Source organism: Bradyrhizobium sp. SZCCHNRI20481 (genome assembly GCF_032485055.1).
Lineage (GTDB): Bacteria > Pseudomonadota > Alphaproteobacteria > Rhizobiales > Xanthobacteraceae > Bradyrhizobium.
This window is the reverse complement of sequence record NZ_JAUEUE010000003.1, coordinates 105793-131762: the sequence shown is the minus strand read 5'-3', so window position 1 is coordinate 131762 and position 25970 is coordinate 105793. Positions and strand designations below refer to the sequence as shown.

General features: G+C 65.0%; 26 protein-coding genes. 9 read left to right on the top strand and 17 right to left on the bottom strand.

Features of this window, described 5'->3' with window-relative positions:
- Positions 1-642 precede the first annotated feature (642 nt).
- Positions 643-1047 (bottom strand): VOC family protein, encoded by a 405-nt coding sequence (locus QX132_RS05295; protein ID WP_315738604.1) that lies wholly within the window; start codon positions 1045-1047, stop codon positions 643-645.
- 103 nt (positions 1048-1150) lie between these two features.
- Here QX132_RS05295 and QX132_RS05290 point away from each other — a divergent pair, with 103 nt between their 5' ends.
- Positions 1151-1633 (top strand): MarR family transcriptional regulator, encoded by a 483-nt coding sequence (locus QX132_RS05290; protein ID WP_315738605.1) that lies wholly within the window; start codon positions 1151-1153, stop codon positions 1631-1633.
- Positions 1634-1815: 182 nt separating this feature from the next.
- Here the strand turns inward: QX132_RS05290 and QX132_RS05285 are convergent, their stop codons facing one another.
- Positions 1816-2994, bottom strand: coding sequence for a cytochrome P450 (locus QX132_RS05285; RefSeq protein ID WP_316160301.1), 1179 nt, complete (start codon positions 2992-2994; stop codon positions 1816-1818).
- Between the two features lie 90 nt (positions 2995-3084).
- Complete coding sequence (locus tag QX132_RS05280) at positions 3085-3876, bottom strand: helix-turn-helix transcriptional regulator (protein WP_316160299.1); 792 nt, start codon at positions 3874-3876, stop codon at positions 3085-3087.
- A gap of 177 nt (positions 3877-4053) precedes the next feature.
- Between QX132_RS05280 and QX132_RS05275 the strand changes: the two genes are divergently transcribed.
- A complete protein-coding gene (locus QX132_RS05275; RefSeq protein WP_316160298.1) occupies positions 4054-5199 on the top strand; it encodes an ABC transporter substrate-binding protein in 1146 nt (381 codons plus the stop codon).
- Between the two features lie 375 nt (positions 5200-5574).
- Here the strand turns inward: QX132_RS05275 and QX132_RS05270 are convergent, their stop codons facing one another.
- From QX132_RS05270 to QX132_RS05250, 5 genes are all read right to left on the bottom strand, one after another.
- The gene (locus QX132_RS05270) at positions 5575-7209 is read right to left on the bottom strand and encodes a GMC family oxidoreductase (RefSeq protein WP_316160297.1); all 1635 of its coding nucleotides are present in this window, start codon (positions 7207-7209) and stop codon (positions 5575-5577) included.
- 63 nt (positions 7210-7272) lie between these two features.
- Entirely contained in the window at positions 7273-7866 is a 594-nt protein-coding gene (locus QX132_RS05265) for a GNAT family protein (protein ID WP_315775948.1), read from the bottom strand.
- Between the two features lie 183 nt (positions 7867-8049).
- Complete coding sequence (locus QX132_RS05260) at positions 8050-8976, bottom strand: SMP-30/gluconolactonase/LRE family protein (RefSeq protein ID WP_316160296.1); 927 nt, start codon at positions 8974-8976, stop codon at positions 8050-8052.
- 159 nt (positions 8977-9135) lie between these two features.
- Positions 9136-9975: an AraC family transcriptional regulator gene (locus QX132_RS05255; protein WP_315781980.1), complete on the bottom strand. Its 840-nt coding sequence runs from the start codon at positions 9973-9975 to the stop codon at positions 9136-9138.
- 78 nt (positions 9976-10053) lie between these two features.
- A complete protein-coding gene (locus QX132_RS05250; RefSeq protein WP_315738614.1) occupies positions 10054-10431 on the bottom strand; it encodes a hypothetical protein in 378 nt (125 codons plus the stop codon).
- 134 nt (positions 10432-10565) lie between these two features.
- On the opposite strand from QX132_RS05250, the gene QX132_RS05245 reads away from it, so the two are divergent.
- The gene (locus tag QX132_RS05245; protein ID WP_315718054.1) at positions 10566-10838 is read left to right on the top strand and encodes a hypothetical protein; all 273 of its coding nucleotides are present in this window, start codon (positions 10566-10568) and stop codon (positions 10836-10838) included.
- A 23-nt stretch (positions 10839-10861) separates the two neighbouring features.
- On the opposite strand, the gene QX132_RS05240 is transcribed toward QX132_RS05245, so the two are convergent.
- From QX132_RS05240 to QX132_RS05230, 3 genes are all read right to left on the bottom strand, one after another.
- Positions 10862-11338, bottom strand: coding sequence for an HXXEE domain-containing protein (locus QX132_RS05240; RefSeq protein WP_315738615.1), 477 nt, complete (start codon positions 11336-11338; stop codon positions 10862-10864).
- A gap of 307 nt (positions 11339-11645) precedes the next feature.
- The gene (locus QX132_RS05235) at positions 11646-12080 is read right to left on the bottom strand and encodes a cupin domain-containing protein (protein ID WP_316160295.1); all 435 of its coding nucleotides are present in this window, start codon (positions 12078-12080) and stop codon (positions 11646-11648) included.
- Positions 12081-12429: 349 nt separating this feature from the next.
- Positions 12430-13083 (bottom strand): glutathione S-transferase family protein, encoded by a 654-nt coding sequence (locus QX132_RS05230; RefSeq protein WP_315811671.1) that lies wholly within the window; start codon positions 13081-13083, stop codon positions 12430-12432.
- Between the two features lie 191 nt (positions 13084-13274).
- Here QX132_RS05230 and QX132_RS05225 point away from each other — a divergent pair, with 191 nt between their 5' ends.
- Positions 13275-14495 carry a polyhydroxyalkanoate depolymerase gene (locus QX132_RS05225; protein WP_316160293.1) on the top strand — a complete coding sequence of 407 codons (1221 nt, stop codon included), beginning with the start codon at positions 13275-13277 and terminating at the stop codon, positions 14493-14495.
- On the opposite strand, the gene QX132_RS05220 is transcribed toward QX132_RS05225, so the two are convergent.
- Positions 14485-15519: an AraC family transcriptional regulator gene (locus tag QX132_RS05220; protein WP_316160292.1), complete on the bottom strand. Its 1035-nt coding sequence runs from the start codon at positions 15517-15519 to the stop codon at positions 14485-14487. The two genes, QX132_RS05225 and QX132_RS05220, sit on opposite strands and share 11 nt — an antisense overlap.
- Positions 15520-15650: 131 nt before the next feature.
- Here QX132_RS05220 and QX132_RS05215 point away from each other — a divergent pair, with 131 nt between their 5' ends.
- From QX132_RS05215 to QX132_RS05205, 3 genes are all read left to right on the top strand, one after another.
- Entirely contained in the window at positions 15651-16100 is a 450-nt protein-coding gene (locus QX132_RS05215; protein ID WP_315718048.1) for a cupin domain-containing protein, read from the top strand.
- Positions 16101-16368: 268 nt separating this feature from the next.
- Positions 16369-17856, top strand: a complete 1488-nt coding sequence (locus tag QX132_RS05210) for a flavin-containing monooxygenase (protein WP_316160290.1) — start codon at positions 16369-16371, stop codon at positions 17854-17856.
- 161 nt (positions 17857-18017) lie between these two features.
- Positions 18018-18812 carry an extracellular solute-binding protein gene (locus QX132_RS05205; RefSeq protein WP_316160289.1) on the top strand — a complete coding sequence of 265 codons (795 nt, stop codon included), beginning with the start codon at positions 18018-18020 and terminating at the stop codon, positions 18810-18812.
- A 77-nt stretch (positions 18813-18889) separates the two neighbouring features.
- Here the strand turns inward: QX132_RS05205 and QX132_RS05200 are convergent, their stop codons facing one another.
- The 4 genes from QX132_RS05200 to QX132_RS05185 form a co-directional block, all read right to left on the bottom strand.
- Positions 18890-19687 (bottom strand): transporter substrate-binding domain-containing protein, encoded by a 798-nt coding sequence (locus QX132_RS05200; RefSeq protein ID WP_315738623.1) that lies wholly within the window; start codon positions 19685-19687, stop codon positions 18890-18892.
- 165 nt (positions 19688-19852) lie between these two features.
- Positions 19853-20086, bottom strand: coding sequence for a hypothetical protein (locus QX132_RS05195; protein ID WP_316160288.1), 234 nt, complete (start codon positions 20084-20086; stop codon positions 19853-19855).
- Positions 20087-20250: 164 nt separating this feature from the next.
- A complete protein-coding gene (locus tag QX132_RS05190; protein ID WP_316160287.1) occupies positions 20251-21174 on the bottom strand; it encodes a hypothetical protein in 924 nt (307 codons plus the stop codon).
- Positions 21175-21335: 161 nt separating this feature from the next.
- Positions 21336-22529 carry an MFS transporter gene (locus QX132_RS05185; protein WP_316160286.1) on the bottom strand — a complete coding sequence of 398 codons (1194 nt, stop codon included), beginning with the start codon at positions 22527-22529 and terminating at the stop codon, positions 21336-21338.
- A gap of 62 nt (positions 22530-22591) precedes the next feature.
- On the opposite strand from QX132_RS05185, the gene QX132_RS05180 reads away from it, so the two are divergent.
- Positions 22592-23398 carry a helix-turn-helix transcriptional regulator gene (locus QX132_RS05180; protein ID WP_315796673.1) on the top strand — a complete coding sequence of 269 codons (807 nt, stop codon included), beginning with the start codon at positions 22592-22594 and terminating at the stop codon, positions 23396-23398.
- 126 nt (positions 23399-23524) lie between these two features.
- Positions 23525-24874, top strand: coding sequence for a malonyl-CoA decarboxylase (locus tag QX132_RS05175; protein ID WP_315775937.1), 1350 nt, complete (start codon positions 23525-23527; stop codon positions 24872-24874).
- 677 nt (positions 24875-25551) lie between these two features.
- On the opposite strand, the gene QX132_RS05170 is transcribed toward QX132_RS05175, so the two are convergent.
- The gene (locus QX132_RS05170) at positions 25552-25968 is read right to left on the bottom strand and encodes an SRPBCC family protein (protein ID WP_315775936.1); all 417 of its coding nucleotides are present in this window, start codon (positions 25966-25968) and stop codon (positions 25552-25554) included.
- Positions 25969-25970 lie beyond the last annotated feature (2 nt).

Below are 25970 nucleotides of genomic sequence, written 5' to 3'. Positions count from 1 at the left end.
CCAACAACGAGAGGGCGCAGGGAAGGCCGGGAGCTCGCCGCCCCCATGGCCCCCGTGCGGAAAGAATGCACGGGGCAGGAACCACAGGTTCGGCCGAGACATCCCGGCCTTCCCTGCGCGATGGCTCTACGAATTATACGTGATCTCCCTGGGGATCGGCTGTCTTGCCCCCATCGTCCGCGCGTGCCGTCAAGCAACGACCGCGGACTTGACCTCAGCGTCGAGAGGCCAGGACCACACGACTTCTCCGTACGCGCCGACTGCGCTCGTCTGGCGCAGCCATCACGTCCATCGCCCCCCACCTCCACGTATCGTGACGACGCGTACGTCCCTCTGCACGAGGCGGGTTGGCAGGAGATAAGCACACTTTCCGAAAAAGCGAAAGGAAAATTTTGTTGCGTGCGCGGGATGCCGGACTGCCTGGAAGCTCACGCCAGGATGAAAACAGCGCCGCTCACCCAGCAAGGCGTCGCTGCGGCTCCTCGGCGCCATCAGGCCTGTATTCGAGCAGGTCGCCCGGCGGGAGACATCCTCGGCTCAGGACCTATTGAATTGCTTGCGGGACAAGGGCGGCTCGATTCACTGGCACCCCGAGGAGACGCCGGCATGAGTGATCTGTGCTTATGGGGTAATCTTCCACGTTTAGGTGTTTGCTGACGAGTTCATCCACACGATTTCCCAAACGTAGCCATCCGGGTCTTCAATGTGGCGGTTGTACATGAAGCCGAGATCCTGAGCTGGGTTGGGATCGGCGCGTCCGCCCGCAGCAACAGCGCGAGTTAGGGTTGCATCAACGGCATCGCGGTCGGCGACCGTAAGGGCGAACATAGCCTGACTCTCGCGTCGAGCGTCGCCGATCGGGCGTTTGGTGAATTCGCGATATTGATCGTGGGTCAGCAGCATCACACCGATCGTGTTCGTGAACATGAGGGACGTCGAGCTTTCGCCGGAAAACTGTGAGTTCACCGCCCCACCAAGGGCAACGTAGAATGCTGTCGACGCGGCGAGATCTCTCACGGGGAAGTTCACCAAAATCATGTTGGGCATCGCTTTCATTCCAAGACCTATGAGGCCAAGCTGTCGCCTCGCCTCATAGCGGTAGTCCAAATGTATCTTAATATCAAGATACTTTATCGAAAGACACTTGCCCATGGATCGTGCCGAGATCGCTTCAAAACAATGGGCTCGCGAGCGCCCTGATCTTCCAACGCTGCCTGTAGAGCTCGTGGGGCGTTTGCTTGACGCCGCCGCACGGGTGATCCGCGACCACATGAACCCATTGCTCGCAGAAGCAGGGCTACAGGTTGGCGAGTTTGACGTCCTCACGCCCCTCAGGCGCGCCGGTGAGCCCTATATGCTTTCACCGACCCAGCTCTATGAAGCGGCAATGATCTCTTCAGGCGGCATGACGAACCGCCTCGATCGGTTGGAGCGCGCCGGATTGGTCGAACGATACCCCGATCCCAATGACCGACGTGGCAGGCAAATTGCCTTAACCCCTGCCGGCAAGCGCGCGATCGACGATCTGATCGGTCCAATGGTGGCCCTGGAGGCACGATTGATTTCCGTCCTGACACCGGCGGAACAGAAGACGCTCAACGCTCTTCTCAAGAAATTGCTCACCGGCCTCTAGGTCGTTTTGGCACCTCAGCCTTCACCTATCACCTGGGACGACTGCTTCACGCTGGCCGCGAGCTATGTGATCTCGTCCAACTACGCGGTTGCGGGTGCCGACACAATCTCGAGATTCCGGGTTCAAGGCCTACGGCCTTGCCCCGGAATGTCGATGGTCGCGACGCAAGAGGATTGCGTCCGTCAATTCGGCCCCGCGTTCCAGGTCACCGGCAGATTCAGCAGGCCACGGAAGGCCCAGCCGCCGATGCGCACGGGCTCGGTGTTTCGGAGCCTCAGGTTCGGCAGTCGCGCAAACAGCGTCGGCAATGCGACCTCGGCAATCATCGCCCGCGAGGCCCAGGCGCCGGCGCAGAAATGCGGACCGGCGCCGAAGGCGATGCTCTTGGAGACGTCGCGGCGGATGTCGAAGCGATCCGGCCCGGAAAAATGCGCCTCGTCGCGGTTGGCCGAGCCGAACATCAGGAACACGCGCTCCTCCGGCTCGAAGGCGACGTCGCGAATCGTCCAGGGCTTGGCGATGCGCCGGGGCGACATGCCGATCGGCGAGATCCAGCGGGCATATTCCTCGAATACCTGCAGCCAGCGCACCTCGCCATTGAGGGCCAGCGCGAGCTGATCGGGATGCGTCAGCAGCGCCCATACCGTGCCGGCGATCGCATCGCGCGGCTCGTTCTGGCCACCCGAGATGGCGAGCTTGATGTTGGCGCGGATGCTCTCCATCGGCATTTGCGTGGCAAGCATCACGCCAAGCAGGCTCTGGTTCGGGGTCTTCTCCAGCACCGGCAGCATGTCGTCGATGGCGGCGTCGATGCCGGCAGTCGCGGCGCTGCAACGCGCCTCGACCGCGGGATCGGCGGTGTAGTTGGCGATGCCGTCGATCATCGCCTGCGACCACGCATTCATGTCCTGAAAGCGCATGTTGGTGAGGCCGGTGATCAGCTTCAGGCACTCGGCCGAGAACGGCAATGCGAAGTCGCGGACGAGGTCCACGTCGGCGGTGGGATCGAGCGCGTCGATCAGCCGGTCGGCATGGGCCTGGAACTGCGCCAGCCAGTGCACCCGCACGGCCCGCGGCGACACCGCCGGCGCGATCGCCTGGCGCTCGGCCATGTGCGCCGCGCCATCCTTGCGCATCATGTTGTGGCCCATCAGCCGGTTCATCAGGCCCTGCGGCTGATGCGAGCTGAAGACGTCGATCTGCTTCTCGGACACGAAGATGTCGTCGCGACGGCACAACAGCGTACTGCCGAGCTGCGGCACGAAGGCGATCGGCGCCTCCTGGCGCATGCGCGCCAGCGCCGGATAGGGATCGGCCCAGAAGGTGGCGGTATCGATATCGAAGCGCGGTGCTGTGCTCACTCTCGGTCTCCGGTCTGACGGCGCAGGCTAGCTGCACGCTCCGGCAACGTCTGTCCCGGCGATGGGTGACAGCAGGCGAGCCCTCCTCGCTCAGTTCAGCGGCCGCGGTGTCGCCATCAGGCGGAGGGCGATCGCAAACAGCTCGTTCTGCGAGGCGATGCCGAGCCTTTCATAGGCGCGCTTGCGATAGGTGAAGACGGAGTTGAGGGCGATGCCAAGATCCCCGGCGATCGCCTCGGAGGTGAAGCCTTCGAGGATGCGACGGCAGACGTCCTTCTCCCGCGCGGTCAGCACCGACAGCGGTCCGCCGGCGGCAAACAACGAAGCAAATTTGTCGGCGGGGTCCATCGCGGCGGCGCAATCCTGACAATGACGCGCGACGATGGCCCCCACGATCGGGGCGACCGCGGCGATGCGCTGGCGCTCGTGGGGCGCAAAACCGCCTTGCACAGCGGTGCGATAGAAGTTCACGTAGGTGCAGTGCTCGCCGACCCAGATCGCGGTGGCGGCCTTGTCGACGATCTCGGAATCTTCGAAGAACAGCTTGCGGTAGCCCTTCGGGTACATGCGGCGCGCGAAATTCGGCAGCAGGATGTGGCGCGCGTCCGCGCGCCTGCGGAAGATCGTGTCCCGGTTCGGATCGGCCGTGTGGAAATGCTCCGAATAGGCCGCGCCGAGATCAGGCCCGATCGCGATGTTCCCCGTGCTGAGCAGGCAGCGCGCCGAGCGCTGGTTCTCGAAGGTGAACACCATGCAGTGGCCGACATCGGCAACGGTGCGCAGCGTCTCGATCAGGACTTGCGGAAACTCGGGCTGTCCGATCGCGAGCACCATCGCGCCGACGGCGCCGGCCGCCTCGATGCCAGGCCCCTGAGCCTCCATGCGTTCCTCCCGGATCTCTTTGTTCGCTGAAACCTAGCAGCAACCCGCCTCGGCTGGAAGCGCCGCCCCGCGTCACCAACCACGGGGACAGACACGAGGCCGCCAGTCCGGCTACGCTCATTGGCCAAAGTCTCGGCCAGTCAACGCGCCGAGCACGCTCAACGGGGAGGAACCACGATGAGAGCCGCGCTCACGGCGATCGGAATTGCTGCAACGATGGCTTTCGGCTCGCCCGCGCGCGCCGACATCAAGGTCGGTATCGTGGTGTCCGCAACCGGGCCCGGCTCGGCGCTCGGGCAGCCGCAGATCAAGGCGGTAGCTGCGCTGCCGAAGGAGATCGGCGGCGAGAAGATCGTCTATATCGCGCTCGACGACGAATCCGACAGCGTGAAGGGATTGCAGAACGCGCGCCGGCTGGTGATCCAGGATGGTGTCGACGTCATCATCGGCTCGTCGCTGACGCCGGTCACCATGCCGATGCTCGACGTCGCGCTCGAAAGCAGGACGCCGCTGCTGTCGCTGGCGGCCTCGACCGCGATCGTGCAGCCGATGGACGACAAGCGCAGATGGGCATTCAAGGTCGTGCCCAATGACGACATCATGGCCGCGGCGATGCTCAAATACATCGCCAGGAGCGGGGTGAAGACGCTCGGCTTCATCGGCGTGTCCGACGGCTATGGCGAAGGCTACTATCAGGAGGTGACGAAGCTGGCGCCGAAGCTCGGGCTCACGGTGACCACCCACGAGGTCTATGCCCGCGGCGACACCAGCGTCACCGGCCAGGCGCTCAAGGTGATCGCCACCAATCCGGACGCGGTGTTCATCGCCTCGGCCGGCACGCCGGCTGTGCTGCCGCAGCAGGCGCTGCGCGAGCGCAGCTATGCGGGCAAGATCTTCCAGACCCACGGCGTCGCGACGCAGGAGTTCATCAAGCTCGGCAAGGAGAATGTCGAGGGTGCGGTATTCGCCGGCGAGGCGTTCTCGATCGCCGACGATCTCGCGCCTGAGGATCCGTTCCGTCGGGCCAACGACGCATTCGTGACCGCCTATCAGGCCGTCAACGGCGACAAGCCGAACATCTTCGCCGCGCATCTGTGGGACACGGTCACCTTGCTAAAGGGCGCGATTCCCGGCGCACTGAAGGCCGCCAAGCCCGGCACCCCGGAGTTTCGTAGCGCCCTGCGCGACGCGCTGGAGCGCGGCAAGGACGTCTATCTCAACAACGGCCTGTCCAACATGAGCCCGACCGACCACAACGGCTACGACGAGCGCTCGGCGTTTCTGATCAAGGTCGAGGGCGGGAAGTTCAGGCTGGTGAAGTAGTTTGTGCACGTCGCGCGTGACCGCCGCCTGCCGCACGGGCAGTGAGCTCCCCTCCCCCTTGCGGGGAGGGGTCGGGGGTGGGGGGTCCGCGAGTCCTGCTCTAAATGATGAGCGATTGAGAGCTCCGAACCGTGTCCACATCGTTAGCTCGCCGGGCCACCCTCGGCTTGCTTTGACTCGTGCGATAGATCACGACTTGCAGATATCGTGGTTCGCTCTTGCGAAACAACAGCGCCCTGCCGACAGCGCGCCCACAACGGAGTTCAGCGCCCGTGGACCCCCACCCCCGACCCCTCCCCGCAAGGGGGAGGGGAACTCACCTCCGCTGGGGTGATTGCCCGACCTCCAAGCAAGTGCCGAGTGTGGGGCGCCCCATTACGCCGACAGGCTCTCCGCCGCCGGCGCCTTGCCCAAAATCAGGTCCGCCGCCTTGTCGCCGATCATCAAGGTCGCAGCATTGAGGTTGGCGGAGATCATGCGCGGCATGATCGAGGCATCGGCGACGCGCAGGCCCTGAAGGCCGTGGACGCGGAGCTGGTCGTCGACCGTGGCCCAGGTCGAGTCCGCCGGTCCCATGCGACAGGAACAGCCGGGATGGAACGTGGTGGTGGCACGCTGCGTTGCGGCTGCCAGGAGCTCGTCATCGCCTTGCACCTTCGGCCCAGGAAAATCCTCGTACGCGTAGTACGGCGCGAGCGGCGCGGAGGCGAGCAGCCGCCGCGCCAGCTTCATGCCGGCGACGACGACGCGGCGATCGAGCTCGGCGGTGAGATAGTTGGTCTGGATCAGCGGCGGCGCGAACGGATCGGCCGAGCGCAGCCGCACATAGCCGCGGCTCTCCGGTCGCTGCTGCCACGACGCGACCGTCATGCCGGGCTCGTCCTCGAGCTGGCCCTGCACGCCCTCCTTGTAGCTCGCCGGCGTGAAGGTGAGCTGCAGGTCGGAGCTTTCGGCGGTCTCGCCGGAATGCCAGAAGCAGTAGACCATGGTCGGCGACAGCGACAGGATGCCGCGCCGCGTCACCGCCCATTTCAGCGCCTCGCCCCACAGATTCACGCCGCGCGCGAGCTCGTTGATGGTCTTGATGTTCTTGACGCGCGCCACCGTGCGCGGCGCGTAGTGGTCCTGCAGGCCCTCGCCGACGCTTCGGAGCGCATGACGCACCTCGATGCCGTGCTCCTGCAGCAGCTCGGGCGCACCGATGCCGGACAGCTGCAGCAGCTGCGGCGAATTGTAGGTGCCGCCGGACAGGATCACTTCTTTTCGCGCGCGCACCTCGACCGGGACGCCGCCGCGCCCGCCACGGCTATAGCGCACGCCGACCGCACGCTTGCCTTCGAGCACGACGCCGGTGGCATGCGCATGGGTGCGCACCTCGACGTTCGGCCGCTTGCTGGCCGGACGCAGGAACGCGGTTGCCGACGACACGCGGCGGCCGTTCTGAATGGTGCGCTGGACGTAGGAGACGCCTTCCTGGATCGCACCGTTGTAGTCGGGATTGCGCGGGATTCCGAGCGACACCGCGCCGTCCATGAAGGCCTCGCACAGCGCGTCCTTCCACTCCATGGTGGTGACGATGAGGTTGCCGTCGCGGCCGCGATACTGATCCTCGCCGGCGCCGATGCGCTTCTCCATGCGCTTAAAGTGCGGCAGCACATCGGAATAGCTCCAGCCGCGATTGCCCATCTGCGCCCAGGTGTCGAAATCCTGGCGCTGGCCGCGGTTGTAGACATGGCCGTTGATCGAGGAGGAGCCGCCGAGCGTCTTGCCGCGCGGCGCGTAGATGCTGCGCCCAGCGGTGTAGGGTCCCGGCTCCTGCTGATAGCCCCAATTGATGCTCTTCATGTAGAAGGTCTTGATGAAGCCGGCCGGCAGATGGATGTAGGGGTGCCAGTCGCGTGGCCCCGCCTCCAGCACGCACACCGTCACCGACGGGTCCTCGCTGAGGCGGCTCGCCAGCACGCAGCCGGCAGAGCCGGCGCCCACGATCACATAGTCGAAGGTATCCATCTGGTCGTTCGTCCCGGTCTCGTCATCGTCCGCCGCGCCAGGCGGCAAGCGGCCATAGCGCGATCAGCGCGGCTTGTCATTCAATTGGTAGTCCAGATGCGCCTTCACGGTCGGCCATTCGGCCGCGGTGATGCTGTAGACGACGGTATCCCGCAGCGTGCCGTTCGGCGCGATCTGGTGGCTGCGCAAAATGCCGTCCTGCTTGGCGCCGAGCCGCTCGATGGCGCGCCGGCTCTGGTGGTTGAAGAAGTGGGTTCGGAACTCGACCGCGATGCAGTTCATCGCCTCGAAGGCGTGCGCCAGCAGCAGCCGCTTGCACTGGGTGTTGAGCGCGCTGCGCTGCACCCGCTTCGCATACCAGGTCGAGCCGATCTCGACGCGACGGTTGGCGGCATCGACATTCATGTAGGTGGTCATGCCGGCGACGCGGCCGTCGGGGTCGAGCACCGTGAACGGCTGCATGCTGCCGGCCGCGAGCAGGCCGAGCCGGCGCTCGATCTCCTTGGCCATGGTCTCGGGTTTCGGAACTGCGGTGTACCACAGCTTCCACAATTCGCCGTCGCTGACCGCCTCGACCAGCGCGTCGTGATGGTCTGATGACAGCGGCACGAGGCTGGCGTGCGCGCCGCGGAGGGTGACTGGTTCGAGAAAGGGCATTTGACACTCCTTCCCCTCATCCTGAGGAGCAGCGCGCAGCGCTGCGTCTCGAAGGATGAGGCCGAGGTCGGGCCTCATGGTTCGAGACGCGCCTACGGCGCTCCTCACCATGAGGAGCAATTCCGAGAACGTTCTACGTTGCTCGTTATCATCCGCGCAGCGTCATGACGATGCCCAGCTGTCCTACTTGTTCAGAAAATTCAGCGGCAGGCCCGGCCGCGGCCAGTCCATCGCCACCAGCTCACCCCTGCCCGACAGCGTGATGTAGGCCGTCTTCAGCTCGGGACCGCCGAAGGCAATGTTGGTCGTGACGCGGTCACCGGTCGGCACCTGCTCGACCAGCGTGCCGTCGGGCGCGATCACGCTGATGCAGCCGGTCACCAGCGTGGCGACGCAGACATTGCCGTTCGCCTCGACCGCGAGCGAATCGAACATCTGGTAGCCGCCGAGGCCCGCGATCGGCCGGCCGCGCTCGCCGCGATAGATCACCTCGCGCGGCTTCACCGTGCCGGGCTCGACGAGATCGTAGGCCCAGAGACGCGCGGTCGGCGTCTCCGCGATGTAGACGGTCTTCTCATCCGGCGACAGCCCGATGCCATTGGCCGGCAGGATGCCGTGGACGGCCTCGACGATCTCACTCATGCCGGGCTTGAGGTAGTAGAACGCGCCGACATCCATGTCGCGGGCGCGGCGCTTGCCGAGATCGGAGAACCACAGGCCGCCATGGCGGTCGAATACGAGGTCATTCGGCCCGCGCAGCTCATGCTCGCCGCAGCGGCTGACCACGGTCTCGATCTTGCCGCTCTGCAGATCGACGCGCTGGATCGAGCCGCCGAGATAGTCCTCGGGCTGCGGGCCCGGCATGATCATCTTGCCGGTCGGAATCCAGGAGAAGCCGCCATTGTTGCAGATGTAGATCTTGCCGTCAGGCCCAAGGGCTGCGCCGTTCGGCCCGCCCGGAATCTGCGCCACGACCTCCTTGCGGCCATCGGGAAACACCCGCGTCAGGCGCTTGCCGCGGATCTCGACCAGCACCACCGAGCCGTCGGGCATCACCACGGGCCCTTCCGGAAATTCCAGATCGGTGGCGAGCACGCGCATGTCGGACATCGGACGACCTCCCGCTTTCGTCGCCGCGCTGCGGCGCATTGTTGTTAGGCGTGAGGTTATCGCAAACGTGCCGCTGCTTGCCAAGCAATCGGCGGGGTCCGGCGCCGCAGGGCTGGCCTGCAGCGTCTCGACACAAATCCGGGACGCCTCCGGCGGGGGTCAGCGAATCACCGGAACCCAGATCTCGAACCCGCCATCACCGGTCCTCGGATCGAAGCGCTGATCGTAGCGTTCGAAGCTCGGTGCGTCGGCGACCGTGCAGCCCGATTGCGGCAGCCAGTGATTCCAGATCGTGTTGACGGTGCGGCGGATGGTCGAGACGTGGCCCGGATGGGCGAACACGGCAAAGGTCGCGGCGGGAATCCGAACCTTGGCGAAGCTGCGCGGCAGGTCGGAGAAGTCGGTCACCGCGACTCCTGCCACGTAGTCGAAATTTCCGGCATCGTCGCCGTTGCAGCAGACACCGTAGGCGACATCTCCGATGCGAGCCGGGATCTCGTGCACCCCCTGGTGGAAGCGCTGCCACAGCGCCGGGATACCGGCCCCATTGTCGTGGCTGAAGCGTTCGGAGACGCCCGCCACGAGCAGGGGCTTGGCCGTCACGAAGCGCGGGGCGGCGAGATCGTCGAGCGGGGTCTGGTCCATCATGATCGGCTCCTGAAGCGGCAGGCCATCGAGGCATGGGTTGGCGCGCACCGATTCCGGCGTGACGCCGAACTGGTCGCGGAACGCGCGCGTGAACGCTTCGTGGGAGCCGTAGTCCGCCTCAAGCGCGAGACTGAGAATGTCGGGTGCGCCAGAGGCCAGAGCCCGTGCCGCCTCGCTGAGACGGCGCAGCCTGACATAGCGCATCACCGAGACGCCGGTCGCCGCCGCGAACGCGCGCACGATGTGGAAGCGCGACACGCCGGCGATGGCCGCCACGTCATCCAACGTCAACGGCGCCGACAGATGACTCTCGATGAACCAGAGTGCCTTCTGGGCCGGGTTGGTGGACACGCTTCTCTCCTATCGAAGCGCCCGATCCTGCGCGCGGAGATCCACGTGCGCTTGATCGTTATTGCGCTGCGGACGGTGCTATTTGCTGGTCGGCTTCGCCGGCGCCGCATCCTTGGCAGCCGGCGCATCGGCCTTCTTCCTCAGCTCGTCCGCGAGCTTCGCCTGGGACGCCTTCAGCTCGTCGATCAGGCCCTGCTGCGAGATCAGCGCGGCCTTCAGCGCCTGGATCTGGCGATTCGCCGCATCGAGCTTCTGCTGCTGATCGAGCGATTGCTTGGTCATCGTCTTCTGCAGGAAATCGATATTGCTCTGCAGACATGATGTCCGTCGATCCATCGCCTTTTCTGCAGTGCAGATTTCGATGCCCGGAATATCCTGCGCATGTCCGGCAGAACTCACACATATCGCGAGCACGCTCGCGGCAAAGATGATTCGCGCGGCAACGAATTTTCGCATCACAATTTTCTCATTGGCTTGCCCAACACATGATTTTGCGTGGAACTGACGGAGTTTCCTGATTGATACCATACTGAGACCTCAATCGCGCATTGAAGTTCCGGCCGGGACCCGTTTTTAGGGAGATGGACAGAATGGCTACGCGCGAAAAACGGCTGGCGCAATTCGACGGCAGCGGTGAGCCACCGCCGGGGCAGACGGTCGAGGTGCTGTGCGAAGATCACAGCGGCACCTATCAACTTCCGTTCCCCTGTTTCTACATTGATGGCAAATGGCACAACAAGGAATCCGGCGGCGCGCTCGAAGCCACTGTCATCGGCTGGCGCTTCCCGCGCGCGCGATTTGATGAGCGCAATGGACGCCGTCCGCAGCCGAGCTTCGTTGCCGATCGCGCTTCGTCTTATTGATCACACCGGGCCCTGAGTTCTGCTCAGGGCCGGTCTTGCCGAAAATATGGTTTTGAACGCAGATTGAGCATCACGACCGGATAGGCCATCAGCAGCGCGCCGGTGACGACCGCAAGGACAGCCGTTCCAACGTCGAGCACACCGTCACCCCACGCCCGCCGCCACATCGCAATTGCGATCGGAAAGAACAGAATCAGCGCCGTCGCCAGCCCCGGCGAGAATCTGCCTCCACTGCGCAGGAACGGCAGAATGTGGAAGAAGATGGCGTTGATGATCATCAGCGCTGCGTAGGCGAGCGCGGCCGGCGGCCATGTCTCGGCAAGCTCTGCCTGCACCGCGCCGAGCACGACCACCAGCGCGTTCGTCACGTAGAAGTCGCTCCACTCGACCGGCAGCTTCATCACCGCACGCGCCCAATTGCGCCAATCGAACGTGTATTCCTCGAGAATATGCGCGCCATAGGCCGCGAGCGCGAGCCAAGCCAATGTGGTCAAGGTCATGATCGATGCTCCCCTCGCGGGTGATGGACCGGCGCCAGATCGGTCGCAAGGGGCAATGTAGAGCACCGAGGCGCGAGACAGGCAGCGCGCGTGCCGTGTTTCAAAATGCGACGCCCCTGCCTACCGTCTTAATCCCTGGAACGCTGCTAGAACGAATCGCGTCCGAATCGGACGCCGCATCTGGTGCGCGATCTGTTCACGCTAGATGTCGGACACAATGGAGACGACGCACCACATCGTGAGGAGAAGCCTCCGGCCGCATGCCGCAACCGGATGCCAAAGATTAACGGAGAAGGAGCTCAGGCGCTCAGCTCCACGGCGTGACCGGCGGCACGTTGTCGGTCGCCGGCGGCATCTCGACCGTCTTGAAGTCGGCCGGGCTGACGATCTCCATATATTCCATGTCAGGGGAATAATCGTAGAGGTAGTGCACGATGCCGGGACGCTGGTGCACAACGTCGCCGGCCTTCACCAGGGTCGGCTTGTCCTCGTACATGAAGCGGGCCCAGCCCTTCATCATGATGACGATCTGGAAATCGCAATCATGGCGATGCCAGCCGGTGCCATCCACCGGCGGACAATCCGGATTGGCCTTGACGAGGTGGCCGATCACCTGCCCGCCGGTGGCGTCGGCGATGCCCAGATCGCGATACAGGAAGAAGTCGCGCAACCCGCCGCCCGTGTAGGCGGTGTCGTCGGGCTTCACGTGCGAGAACTTGGTCACCACTGCATGCTGGTTCATGACGGCCTCCACCGGTTGATCGCGACATCGGCGACCGTTGCGGCCCATCGATCGGCCACAGAGGCCACCACGTCCGAAAGCGGATTGTGCCATGCGAAAACCACGCCACGCCCCGTTTGCAACGCAAAGATCGGCAGGCCAGGACGGCATCGCGGGCCGAACCGATTGCCAACAACCGGATTTTGGCCGACTCCACACGGCAATGGTGACGTGCTGACAGCTCACGCCACGCGCCGCGAAGACGCAGATCCGGCTTCAAATTGAGCAGCACCTGCCCGTGGCATGAGCCGTTCTCGCCGGAGCCGGCGGCTGCAAAGGGCCGCGGGCACGGGCCGCTGACGGCAGGACCCTAGTACTCGACCTCCAGCTCCTCGATCTCCTCTGGCTCGGCCTTGGCGGCCTCGATCCATTGCTGCATCTCCGGCAGCGCCATGATCAGGTCGGCATAGGCCTTGAGCTGCGGCTCGAGCTTCACGTCATAAGTCACGAACCGCGTCACCACCGGCGCATACATCGCATCCGCCATGCCGCGCTGACCGAACAGAAATGGGCCGCCGGATCTGTCCAGGCAGTCGCGCCAGATCGCCCAGATGCGGTCGATGTCGGCCTGCGCCCGCGTCCAGACCTTGAAGCCCGGAAAGCGGCCCTTGAGATTGACCGGCAGCGACGCCCGCAGGGTCGTGAAGCCGGAATGGATCTCGCCCGAAATCGAGCGGCAATGCGCGCGCTGAATGCGGTCGGCAGGCAGTAGGCCCGCCTCCGGAAAGGTCTCGTTGAGATACTCGCCGATCGCCAGCGTATCCCAGATCGTCGCACCATCGTGGCGCAGGCACGGCACCAGGATCGAGGACGACAGCAGCAGGATCTCGGCGCGCGCCGATGCGTCGTCCGGACCGACCACGACCTCGTCGAAATCGAGCCCGGAAAATTTTGCGAGCAGCCAGCCGCGCAGCGACCACGACGAGTAATTCTTGCTGCTGATGGTCAACGTCGCTTTGGCCATGTCGCCCCTACCCTCTTGTCGCTTTGCCGCTTGTCGTTCGCCCATCGTGCCGCTCGTGCGAGCGGCATCATGCGCGGAGCCGGATACGTCAGAGATTTCAGCGAGCAAGCGACATGCCAGTTTTTCAGGCAAGCCTCGGCCACTCTGGCTCCGATATTGCATACAGCAATGCATGTAATGGATCGGAAGCGATGGCGCTGCTGTACCAAGCCTATCAGAACCACATGGACCTGACCGAGCCGTGGCGCCAGAGCGCGGCAGCCGCCATGCGCTATCTCAACCTGATCCCATCAGGGCTATCCAGCCGCGCCATGCGGCGTCTGTCCGCCGCGCTCGAGCTGATCTCCCGCGCGGCCTTGACCTACGCTCGCCCGGCGTATGGCATCGACAGCGTGACGGTCGGCAACCGCGAGCTCGCCGTCACCGAAGAGGTCACGTTCAAGACGCCGTTCGGCTCGCTCCTGCACTTCAAGAAGGACGCTGCGCCGGATCAGCCCAAGGTGCTGCTGGTCGCACCGATGTCCGGCCATTTTGCCACGCTGCTGCGGGGCACCGTGAAGACGCTGCTGCAGGACCACGACGTCTATATCACAGACTGGCACAATCCGCGCGACATCCCGCGCGATCATGGCCGCTTCGGACTGGAAGACTACACCGATCATCTCATCACCTTCCTCGGCCAGCTCGGGCCGCGCCCACACATGGTGGCGATTTGCCAACCGTCGGTCTCCGCGCTCGCGGCCACCGCCGTGATGTGCGACGACAACCATCCGTCGCGCCCCGCCACCTTGACCTTGATGGCCGGACCGATCGACACGCGGATCCAGCCGACCAAGGTCAACGAGTTCGCCAAGAGCAAGCCGATCGACTGGTTCGAGGACAACCTGATCCACTACGTGCCCTTCCAGTGCAGGGGCGCCTTCCGCAAGGTCTATCCGGGCTTCGTGCAGCTCACGGCCTTCGTGTCGATGAATCTCGAGCGCCATGTGAAACAGCACATGGATCTCGCCAATCATCTCGCCAAGGGTGAGGTCGAGAAGGCGGAGACCATCAAGACGTTCTACGACGAGTATTTCGCGGTCATGGACCTTCCCGCCGAGTTCTACATCGAGACCGTGCGCGACGTGTTCCAGGAGCATCTGCTGCCGCAGGGCAAGCTGATGCATCGCGGCCGTCCCGTCGATCCGAAAGCCGTGCGGCGCATCGGCCTGATGACGGTGGAAGCCGAGCGCGACGACATCTGCTCGATCGGACAGACGCTCTCGGCGCAGGACATCTGCACCAATGTACGTGCCTATCGCCGCGTCCATCACATGCAGGCCGGCGTCGGCCATTACGGCGTGTTCAGTGGCAAGAAGTGGAATACCGAGATCTATCCGCTGCTGCGGGATTTCGTGCACGTCAATTCGTGAAGCGGCCGCGTTGCAGTGTCGCCGACGGCGCCTCCCCGAACTTGTCGCGATAGGCACCCGCCATCCGCCCGAGATGGGTGAAGCCGAGGTCGAAGGCGATGTCGATGATCCGCGCCTCCGGCGGAGCCGCCATCAATTGCGCATTGAGCCGCGCCAGCCGGATGTCGAGCAGCATGTCGGAGATCGACATGCCGAAATGGCGGCGGAAGCCGCCTTGCAGCGCCCGGATCCCCACTCCTGACGACGCCGCGAGTTGCGCCAGATCGAGCGGTTCGGCTGCGTGCGCCGCCAGGAGATCACGCGCCCGGCGGACGGCCTGCGGCAGCGTCTCGACCCGGCCGGAATGCAGCCTGATCGCCTCCGCCAGGCCATTGCCCGGCTGCTCGAACAGAATGTCCAGCAGCGTCTCGCGCCAATTGGCTGCCGCAACCGATGGCAGGCCGCGCCCACCGCCGAGACGCTCGGCGAGGTCGGCGAGCCCAAGCATGTGAGCCCGGAGCCGCGAGCCATGACATCCCGACAGCGCGATCGCGGGATCGAATTCGATCGGTTGCACCGCGCGCCCGGACAGCGCGGCGGCGCGCTGTTCCACGAGACGGCGGTCGAGCAACAGGATCAACTGAGCGCAAGCGTCCCAGACCATACGCGTGGGCAATGTCGGCGACAGCAGCGATGCTGCATGGTCTGGCGCCGTGGCGACCTCGCCGGCCCCGGCGAAAACCCGCGCGGTCCCCGCCAGCGGAAGCTGCAGCAGGAAGAAGCGGTCGAGACAGCCGGGATCGATGGTTACCGCACCGCCATAGGCGACGTAGTTGATGGAAAAGCCATCGAATGCCGCACAATTATGCAGAGCGAGGAAATCGCGCGCTGTATCGGCCTCCGGTTGCAGCCCATGCGGACAGAAGATGCGGCCTATTTGTTCAGCGGCCTCATCGACATCGTGCGTTGCAACACGGCCATAGGCTGTAAGCCGCGGCTCAGCCGGTGACTTCCAACTACGATCAGCGGCTGCACCTGCAGTCATGGCCTACATCGTCCGTCGAGATCGTTTGAAACCTATAATAATTAGCAACTGACGTCGAGAGATTCGTTTTCTGGATAGACTTGGCGTCGCCCCGGCTTGATCCTCCCATGCGTGCAGCAAGGAGATCCGCCATGATCACACTCGAAAAAGGCATCACGCGCGCAGGTACCGGCTATGCCGGCAAGACCTGGAATATCCTGGGTCAGCTCTATTATCCCAAGGCCGTCACCGACTCCACGTTCGCCTTCGAGACCAACAGCGAGCCCGGGCAGTTCGTGCCGGTTCACGTTCATCCCACCCAGGACGAGTTCATCCTGGTGCAGGAAGGCGTCCTCGACCTCAAGCTCGACGGCGTCTGGGTCAAGGCGAATGCCGGCGACCTCGTGCGCATGCCGCGCGGCATTCCGCATGGCTACTTCAACAAATCCGACAAGCCGGCGCGCGCGCTGTTCTGGGTCTCCCCGATGCAGAAGCTGGAGGCGCTGTTCAACATGCTGGACAATCTCGCCGACCCGGCCGAAGTGGTGCGGATCTCGGCGGAGCACGAGGTCGACTTCCTGCCGCCGGAGGCCAACGACTAGGCGGCAGCGCCGGACCTGGCGAGCGCTCCTCAATTGTTGCGGTACGGACGGCGCGCGATCATCGCTATCGGCCCGGTGCGCCTGCAGCATGAGCAACGGCTGCGCCTGAACGATCGGCGAGATCCTTCTCGCCCTGATTTCGAAGCTGGCTTGTCCGTCGGCATCGCACATCTCGGTCGCGCCGGGCGACCTTCGTCACCATCAAACTCTTGCGGGCTCTTGCGGCGCGGCGGGTGCGCGGCCGCGCGCCCGACAACAAGGAGGTCCCATGATCAATCGAAAGAATGTCTGTGTGATCGGCGCCGGTGTCTCCGGCCTGGCTGCAGCCAAAGCATTCGCCGCCCGCGGGCACGACGTCACCATCGTCGAGCGGAGCGCCGATCTCGGCGGCGTCTGGGAGCCCGCGCGATCCTATCCCGACGTGCAGACGCAGAGCCCCAAGGAGCTCTATCGCTACACCGACAAGGCGATGCCGGATCACTATCCCGAATGGCCGAAGGGACCGCAGGTCTATGCCTATCTTGCCGACTACGCGAAGTCCCACGACCTCATCCGCCTGATGCGGTTGAACACGACCGTCCTTGCGATGCAGCGCCGCAGTGACGGCAAGCCTGGATGGAGCCTCGACCTCAAGACCGGGGACCGAACGAGCCGGGAGGATTTCGATTTCGTCGCCGTCTGCACCGGTCAGTTCAACGAGCCGCAGACGTTGTCGCTTGCCGGCGAAGATCAGTTCGCGGCCGCCGGCGGCTTGATCCTGCATTCCTCGAAATACAACGATGCCGCGCTCACGAGGGGGCGCGACGTGGTAGTCCTCGGCGGCTCGAAATCGGCAACCGATATCGCGGTCAACGCCGTGCGCTCCGGCGCGCGCTCGGTCACGATCGTGCTCCGTGAAGCGGTGTGGCGCATTCCCTACTTCATCGGCGGCCTAATCAACTTCAAGCGCATCCTCTATATCCGCGCCCAGGAGCAGATGTTTCCAGGCTGGGGCATCGGCCCGCTCTCGCGCCTTGCCCATCTGCTGGCCAAGCCGCTCGTCTGGGCCAATTGGCGCGGCCTGGAGAGTCTGCTCAAGACGCAGTTGAAGCTTGCCAAATGCAACATGGTGCCGAAGGGCAGGATCGAGGACGGCTTGAACTGCTCCGTCCCGATCGCGACGCCCGACTTCTTCCCGATGGTCGCAGACGGCCGGATCAAGGCTGTCTACGGCACCTTCGGCCACTACGAGCCGAACACCATCGTGACCAGCGGCGGTGAACGAATTCCGGCCGACGTCGCGATCCTCGCCATCGGCTACAAGCTCGGGGTCCCGTTCCTGTCGGCAGCCGACCGCGCCAGACTGGTCGATCCGGACGGGCAGTACCGGCTCTATCGGCTGATCGCCAATCCCGATCTTCGCGACATGGGGTTCGTCGGCTTCAATTCGAGCTTCTGCACCGTGCTCTGTGCGGACATGGCCGCCAACTGGCTGGTGCGGTATGCCGACAAGCAGCTGGCGCATCAGCCGAGCGAGCGCGAGATGCGCGACAACATCGAGATGATGCTGCATTTCAAGCGGATCGAGCGCCCTGCCGCGGGCGTCTATGGCGGACTTTGCGTCGCGCCCTATCACTTCAAGCATTTCGACGAACTGCTTGCAGACATTGGCGCCCAGCGCCGACGGCGCAACCCGTTGGCCGAGATGTTCACGCCGCCCGATGCGGACGCGTATAACGACTTTCTCGCATCCGCGCCGGCCTATCAGGCCGGCTGAGGTGGCGGCGAGCAGCCTCGCCACACTACTAACACAGTGACGCCGCAAGCGAGACGCATTGCAGGGACGGCCGTATGCGCCGACGCCGGCGCTGGCCTTCCTGGCAAGGCCGGGCTATCCAAAGCGCCCCCGGCCTCCAGCCGTTCGCCTCGGAGCCTGCCATGATACTCTCGCCCCATCTCCGCATCATCGGTCTCGCCGCTTCGGCCGCGTTCCTCCTGACCACCGCGGCCCAAGCTGCAGAAGTCCACGTCATGATCTCCGGCGGCATGACCGCTGCGTTCAAATCCCTGGTGCCGGAGTTCGAGCGGCGCTCGGGTCACAAGGTCACGATTGCCTACGGCCCGTCGATGGGAACGACAACGAATGCGATTCCCGTTCGCCTCGAGCGCGGCGAACCTGCCGATGTCCTCATCATGGTGGGCTACGCGCTCAGCGATCTCACCACCAGGGGCAAGGTGATGCCGGACAGCCGTGCGGACCTCGCCAATTCGCCGATCGGCGTCGCGGTCAAGTCGGGGACGCCGCATCCCGATATTTCGAACGCGGAAGCCGTGAAACGCATGCTGATCGCGGCCAAGGCCATCGCCTATTCGGACAGCGCCAGCGGCGTCTACGTCTCCACCGAGATGTTCGATAAGCTTGGCATCAAGGACGAGATGAAGGGCAAGGCGCGGATGATTCCGGCCACTCCCGTCGGCGAGATCGTCGCCCAGGGCGAAGCGGAGATCGGCTTTCAGCAGATCAGCGAGCTCAAGCCGGTGAAGGGCATCGACATCGTCGGGCCGCTGCCGGCCGGACTGCAGAAGATCACCGTGTTCTCCGCCGGCATTGCCACGGACGCCAAGGAGCCGGAGGCCGGCAAGGCGCTCATCAAGTTCCTGCAATCACCGGATGCGCGTCATGTCATCGCGGAAAGCGGCCTCGATCCGATCGTGAGGCGGGCCCCGAACTGACGATAGAGCGCGCCGGCTGAGACGATGGCTCTCCCCGCCTGTGGCGTGGGAGAGTTCGGCAGGTAGCGTCGGTGCGCTTACTGGGTGAGCAAAGTCGACTCGCTCAGATTGTTGGCACCGTACGCTTTCTTGAGCAGGCCGTTCGCCTTGGAGTCCGTCATGAACTTGGTGACGAAGGCCAGCGACTGCGGATGCTTCAGCGGTACCGCAACCGCGGTGTCCGTCTTCTTGAAGGTCTCGGCGAGCACCTTGGTGCCGGAAATCTGCTTGGTGATGAGATTCAATTGATCGCGCGCCAGCGCGAGCGCGTCGATCTCGCCGGCGCTGAGCAACGCGTAGACTTCCTCGTAGGACTTGAAGCCGGTGACGGTCGCCTTCTTCAGGAAGGCCTTGGCACCGCGCAGCACGGTCGTGTCGTTGATGGCCGCAACCTCGGTGCCGGCCTGGTCCAGCGCCGCGATGTTGGCGACGTCGAGACCGGCGCGGATGATGAAGGTGGTCTCGACCGAATCGTAGACCGGACCGAACGAGACCTTGGTTTCGCGCTCCGCGTCCTTCGGCATGAAGGCCACATCCCAGACGCCCCGAGCAGCTTCATCGGTGATCGCATTGGAATTCGGATGCTCGACGAACTCGACGGGCACACCGACCTGCGCGGCCATCGCCTTGCCCAGTTCGACCGGAACGCCTGAATAGCCGCTGTCCGACTTGACGCACCAGAACGCACCGCCGGCGGGGCCAACGGCAATGGCGACGCGAAGCTTGCCCGTCGGCGCGATTTCTTCCTTCAAGCCGGCTGCGCCCGCGGCGTGGCCGGCAAACGTGACTACCGCAGCTACCAGGGCTGCGTCACGCAGCCAGCGCCAAAACGCCATGGCCCTCTCCCATTGGATTGCAAGTTGGATACGAGCCGCACCTTGCCGGGAGCACCGTTAAATACAGCTTACCTCGCTTACGCAAAGCAGCATGCGACGCGCAAAACTTGCGCGTCGCAATTGCGGTTTCAAATAACTCGATACCGAAAACCGATTAAGCGTCGCTTAAACGCAGCGGCGAACCGCGACGCCATTGACGATCACCGTGCGGCACGCCGCGGCCGCCACCGGCGGCTTGCGAACCACCACGGCGCCCGCCGCACCGGCGCAGCCGGCCCGCACGACGCCGCGTGCGCAGACCACGGCATTGGCATCCGACATCGACACGAACGGCATCGCCGCCAGGATGAACAATCCGCACAGCGTGGAAATAATGGCACGTGAAAGAATGGCGCTCATCTTCAAACTCCTGATCATGATCTGATTGGTCAAATATCCACCCTGTCGCGACCTTGCCTGGGACCTCCCCGCCCGACAACTGGGACAATTTGGGTGGATTCGCTTTCGTGTGCGTCCTCGCGGGCACGGCGGTGGTAACTGTGAACGGCGGCAGCCGCCCTGCATCAGCGATTGGCCGCAAACTGCGCGAGCATGCCCTTGCAGCCAGGTGTCAGCGCGCCGGCATTGGCCGCGAGGCACTGCGCAATCCGGCCGCCGCCCGGCTCGATGCCACTGCACAACGCCCGCGCGTCCGCGCCGCACGCGGCCCTCACGATGCGCAACTCCTCGAGCGGCCGCAGCGGTCGCAACACCAGCGCCGGCGCCGCTAGTCCAGCGGTGGTTGTCGCCGCGGGCGAGGCAACAGCCGCAGTCGCCGTCGATGTCCCGGTCGACGCGGCACCACCGCTCGAAGCCGCCATGGCCTGAGCGCAGGGAGCGGACACCTTGGCCTTGTTCTGCTCCAGGCATTGCAGCGCCGCCGCGCCGCCCGGCGGCACGCTGCTGCACACCTTGCGGTAATCGGAGCCGCAGGCACTTCGGATCGCGGCAACCTGCGCCTCGCTCGGCTTGACCGCAGGCGCCGACGCAGCCGGCTTGGCCGCAGCCGTGGCGGACTGGGCAGGCACGGCCGGGACGGACGCGGCCGGCTGCGCCGCGACCTTCGGAGGCTCGGCGGGAGGCTTGCTCGCCTCGGCGGCGGCCGGCCTGCTCTCGGCCGGTGGCGCCGAATCCGGCTTGGCTTGCACGACAGGCTTGGCCTCTGCCGCGGGTTTGGCTTCTGCCGCAGGCTTGGTCTCCGCGGCAGGCTCGAGCGCCTTGACCGCCGTCTGACAAGATGAGGACAGGCTCGCGATGTTCTTCTGCAGGCATTGGAACGCCGCCGTGCCGCCGGGCGGCACGCTCGCGCATTTCGACATGTAGTCCGACCGGCATGCCGACTTGATCGCGTTGCGCTGCGCATCGCTCTGCGCCAGCGCCTCCGTTGCAGCAAGGCCGGCCGCCGCGACCATCCCGAGCACCAGCATTCTCCTGAAGCGATTGATCATCGATCGATCCTCAATGGTGTCGTGCTTCAATCTCTCGTCGCCACCGCGGTCGCCTGCATGGTGGCCAATCAGATCTCATCAGTATCAGCACGCGCATATCGGCCCAGGCTGCGCCGGCAGCGCGTGCCTGGCAATTGGGAAAATTTGGGTGGATCGCATTCTCACTCCGCCGGCGCCTCCCGCAGCGCCGGCTGCGCCGCCGGAAGCTCCGGCGGCAGGATCAGCGCGGCGATGACCGCAACCAGGCAGAGCACGGCGAACGCCTGCAGCATGGTGACGAAGCCGCCGCGCTCATACAGCCAGGCGACCAGGCCAACCGAGGCGCCGGCCGCGGTGAAGCCGACGAAGTAGCGCACCGCATAGGCGCGCGAGCGCCATTCCTCGGCCGTGTATTTGCCGACCATGGCGTCATTCACGGTGACCTGCCCGAACGCACCCATGACGATGCCGATCGAGGCCACGATCAGCGCCCAGTCGCGCGCGTCGGCGGCGAGATACAGCAGCGGCGCCAGCACCAGCGACAGCGGCAGCGCGATCGTCTTCAGCGCGTGGCGATCGAGCAGCCGCCCTATCGTGTACTGCGTCATCGCGCCGAACACGTAGACGCCGGCCGCGATCACGCCGAGCAGCGCCGGGCTCTGCGTCAACCCGGCCAGCCGCTCCGCGAACAGCTTTGGCAGCGCCACGGTGATCGCGTTGAACGTCGTGGAGATCGCGATCACCACCAGCAGCAGCGCGAGCACCACGCGCCACATCTGGTCGCGCGCGACACGGGCCTGCGCCGCGGCCTGCTTCGATCCGCGGCGGTCCTCATGCACGACCGACAGCGCGAACACCACGCCGATCGCCACCGTGATCACCCCGGGTACGATGAAGGCGAAGCGCCAGCCGAGATATTGCCCGACCACGCCGGTGACCAGCGCCGACGAGGCGACGCCGAGATTTCCGAACACGCCGTTCAGCCCCATGTCGCGACCGAGCCGGTCGGCGTAGGACACCAGCATCGCGGTTCCCACCGGGTGATAGATCGAGGCGAACAGGCCGATCGAAAGCAGCGCCGCGCCGAGCTGCCACGGCGTCTGCACCAGGCCGACCGAGATCATCGACAGGCCGATGCCGAGATAGAAGATCAGCATCATGTGCCGCCGGCTCCAGCGGTCGCCGAGCCAGCCGGTCAGGAGCGACCCGGCGCCGAAGGCGATGAAGCCCGGCGTCGCATAGGGCAGCAGGTCCGCATAGGCCATGCCGAGCGCCGGGCCCATGATGATGACCGCGGCTGCGAAGATCAGCATCGCATAATGGTCGATGAAATGGGCCGCGTTGACGAAGCCGATGACGCGGCGGGCGCTGTTCATGGGAGCTGTCCTCGATTCCTGACGGATCGGTTATAGTCGACGCGACCAACGAGAAGCCGCCAATGACCATCGTGGACACGCCATTGAAGCCGCTCGGCGCCGACCGGGTGACAACCGAGCCCGGCGTCCATCTGATCGCGCGCCTCTATCACAAGGGTGCGCGGCTCGATCCGCACATGCACCGCGAATCCCAATTGATCTACGCCTCGCGCGGCACGATGCAGGTGACGACGCCGCGGGGACGCTGGCTGGTGCCACCGGACCGCGCGGTCTGGGTGCCGGCGCGCCATGGCCACGCCATCGACATGCTGGCCGACAGCCAGATGCGGACGCTGTATTTCGAGCTGGACTGGCTGAAGCGGGAGACACGGGGCGCGCGGCTCGACCGCGAATTCGTCGTGCAGGTCTCGCCGCTGCTGCATCAGGCGATCCTGGCGCTGTTCGCGGCGGACGGCGGGCCGGAGCGCACGGCGCTGCTGGTGCGGCTCGCTCTGCTCGAGTTGCGCCGCGCCGAGGATTCCTCGACCTTCATCCCCTTGCCGCAGGATCCGCGCGCGCGCCGTGCCGCCCAGCTCGTCCTCGCCTCTCCCGCGAGCGAGCAGGACCTGGCGACCCTGGCGGGCAAGGTCGGCAGCTCGGCCCGCACCCTGTCGCGGCTGTTCGCGGCGGAGACGCGGCTGAGCTTCAAGGCGTGGTGCCAGCGTGCCCGGATCGCCGCCGCGATCGAGCGGCTGTCCACCGACCGTCACCTCTCCGTCAAGCAGCTCGCCGCCGATCTCGGCTATGCTAGCGTGCCGGCGTTTTCGCATGCCTTCAGGCAGGTCACCGGCCGCACTCCGACCGAATTCGCGGAGCAGACAGGTGCATGACACGCCGGCCGCATATGCGCGCCGCGACGGCGGCGTTGACGATTTGTTATGTTTGAATGTCGCCAGCTTTGCCATAAATCCATGTAACATCGCCTTCATCACGCTCTGGGATTCGACCGACATCAGATGGCCAATGCCTTTTTCACCGACCTGATCACCACAATTTCCGAGCGAGGCCGGACGCTGCTTCGCGGCGGCGGCGCCCCTGTCGAGAAGCACGATGCGACGAGCCTGGCCGAGCTGTGCGAGGCGCTGGTGTCCGGCGCCGGCGAGGCCTCGGGCACGGCGATGGCCCGCGACGTGCTCGACGGCTATCACGATCTCGACCCCGAGGGGCGCAAGGCGTTCTTCACCGCGCTGGTCCATGATTTCGGGCCCGACAAGGCCAGGCTCGCCAAGGCGATCGACGACTGGCGTGCGGCGCCGTCGGACGAAGGCGCGAGCGCGCTGCATTTCGCCTCCGAGCCGCGCCGGCAGGAGCTGATCCGCCGGCTCAACCGCGCGCCGGGCGGCACGCCCGAGCTGGTGGCGATGCGCACCGATCTCCTGGATCTGTTGAAGGCCAATCCGGAACTCGCCGCGCTCGACCGTGACGTGGTGCATCTCTTGAGCTCGTGGTTCAACAGGGGGTTTCTCGTGCTGCGCAAGATCGACTGGTCGACGCCGGCGAACATTCTGGAGCAGATCATCCGCTACGAGGCGGTGCATGAGATCCACGACTGGGACGATCTGCGCCGCCGCATCGATCCGGTCGATCGCCGCTGCTACGCCTTCTTCCATCCGGCGATGCCCGACGCGCCCCTGATCTTCGTCGAGATCGCGCTGACCGAGACGATCCCCGGCGCCATCGCGCCGCTGCTCGCGGTCGACCGTCCGCCGGTGCCGGCCGACCGCGCCCGCACCGCCGTGTTCTATTCGATCTCCAACACCCAGCGCGGGCTCGGCGGCATCTCGTTCGGCAACTTCCTGATCAAGCAAGTGGTGGAGGAGTTGAGGCGCGAGCTGCCGAAGCTCGACACCTTCGTGACCTTGTCGCCGGTGCCGGGCTTCATGAATTGGCTGAAGTCGACGGCCGATGCGACCGAAGAGGACCGCAACGTGCTCAAGCTGCTGAACGAGCCGCGCTGGGTCGAGGACGCCGAGATGTCCGCCGAGCTGCGCCCCGTGATCGAGCCGCTCGCCGCGCACTACTTCCTGAGGGCGCGCACGTCGAAGGGAAAGGTGATCGATCCCGTCGCCCGCTTCCACCTCGGCAACGGCGCGAGGCTGGAGCGCATCAACTGGCTCGGCGACCTCTCGTCCAAAGGCCAGCGCGAATCCGCGACCGTGATGGTGAACTATCTGTATCGGCTCGAGGACATCGAGAAGAACCACGAAGCCTATGCCAATGACGGCGAGGTCGTCGCCTCCAGCGCGGTCAAGAAGCTGCTGCGCGCCGAGGGCCGGCGGCTGCTGGATATGCGGCTGTCGTCGTAATTGGTCCCCTATACGGCGCATGGGACGAACCACGCGAACCACAAAGTCAGTGTCATCCCGGCGAACGCCGGGATCCATAACCCCAGGACGTGATTTGGGGCGGACTCGTCGTTAGACCTCGCGTCCCACATCCGCCGCGGAGTATGGGTCCCGGCGTTCGCCGGGACGACGCTGTAGGAAAACCGCTTTCACATCTCAAACAGCTGGAGGACGTGCGACCGCGGCCTCGCGGCGCCTGACGCCCGAGTGCTGCGAAACACGTCACCCTCATCAAATACAGAGGGCGCAGGGAAGACCGGGTGCTGGCCGCAACCCATGGCCCCCGTGCGGGAAAAAGTGCACGGGGCAGGAACCACAGGTACGACCGGTGCATTCCGGCCTTCCCTGCGCGATGGTTGAACGGTGTCCTTCGTGCTCTCCCTGGGGATCGGCGTTCTTGCCCCCATCGCCCGCGCGTGCCGTCAAGCAACGCTTGCGGACTTGACCTCAGCGTCGAGAGGCCAGGACCACACGACTTCTCCGTCCGCACAGACGCCGGTCGTCACCCGACATCTCCACGGCCACCGCATCCCTGCCCCGACGTTCGTGACGACGCGTACGCCCCTCTGCGATGAGGCAGGATGCATGCATCATTGCTGATTTTCGGAATTTGTCAAGCGGAAAGATCTGGGCGCCGCTCACAACGCCTTCTGCGTCGCCTCCACATGCCGCGCGAAGCTGTCGAGAATCGCCTGCCAGCCACCCTGCTGCTGCTCGACCGAGTGGGTCGTTTCGGCATCGAAGACGACGCGAACGACAACACCCTTCGGGCCGGGCTCGAAGTGAACTTCCGCCTGCCGGTCGCCGAAGGCGTATGCGATCAGCTTGTGCTCGACGATCTTGGTGTAGGTGCCGGCGAAGTCGAACCCCATGCTGCCGTCCTTGGCCTCCATCCGCGACGAGAACGCGCCGCCTTCGCGCAGGTCGACCGTGGCCTTGGTCGTATGCCAATCGTCCGACGCGGCGTTCCACTTCACGATATCGGCCGGCGTCGTATAGGCGCGCCAGACCTGATCGATCGGGGCTGTGACGGTGGTTTCGACGATGATCCGCATGG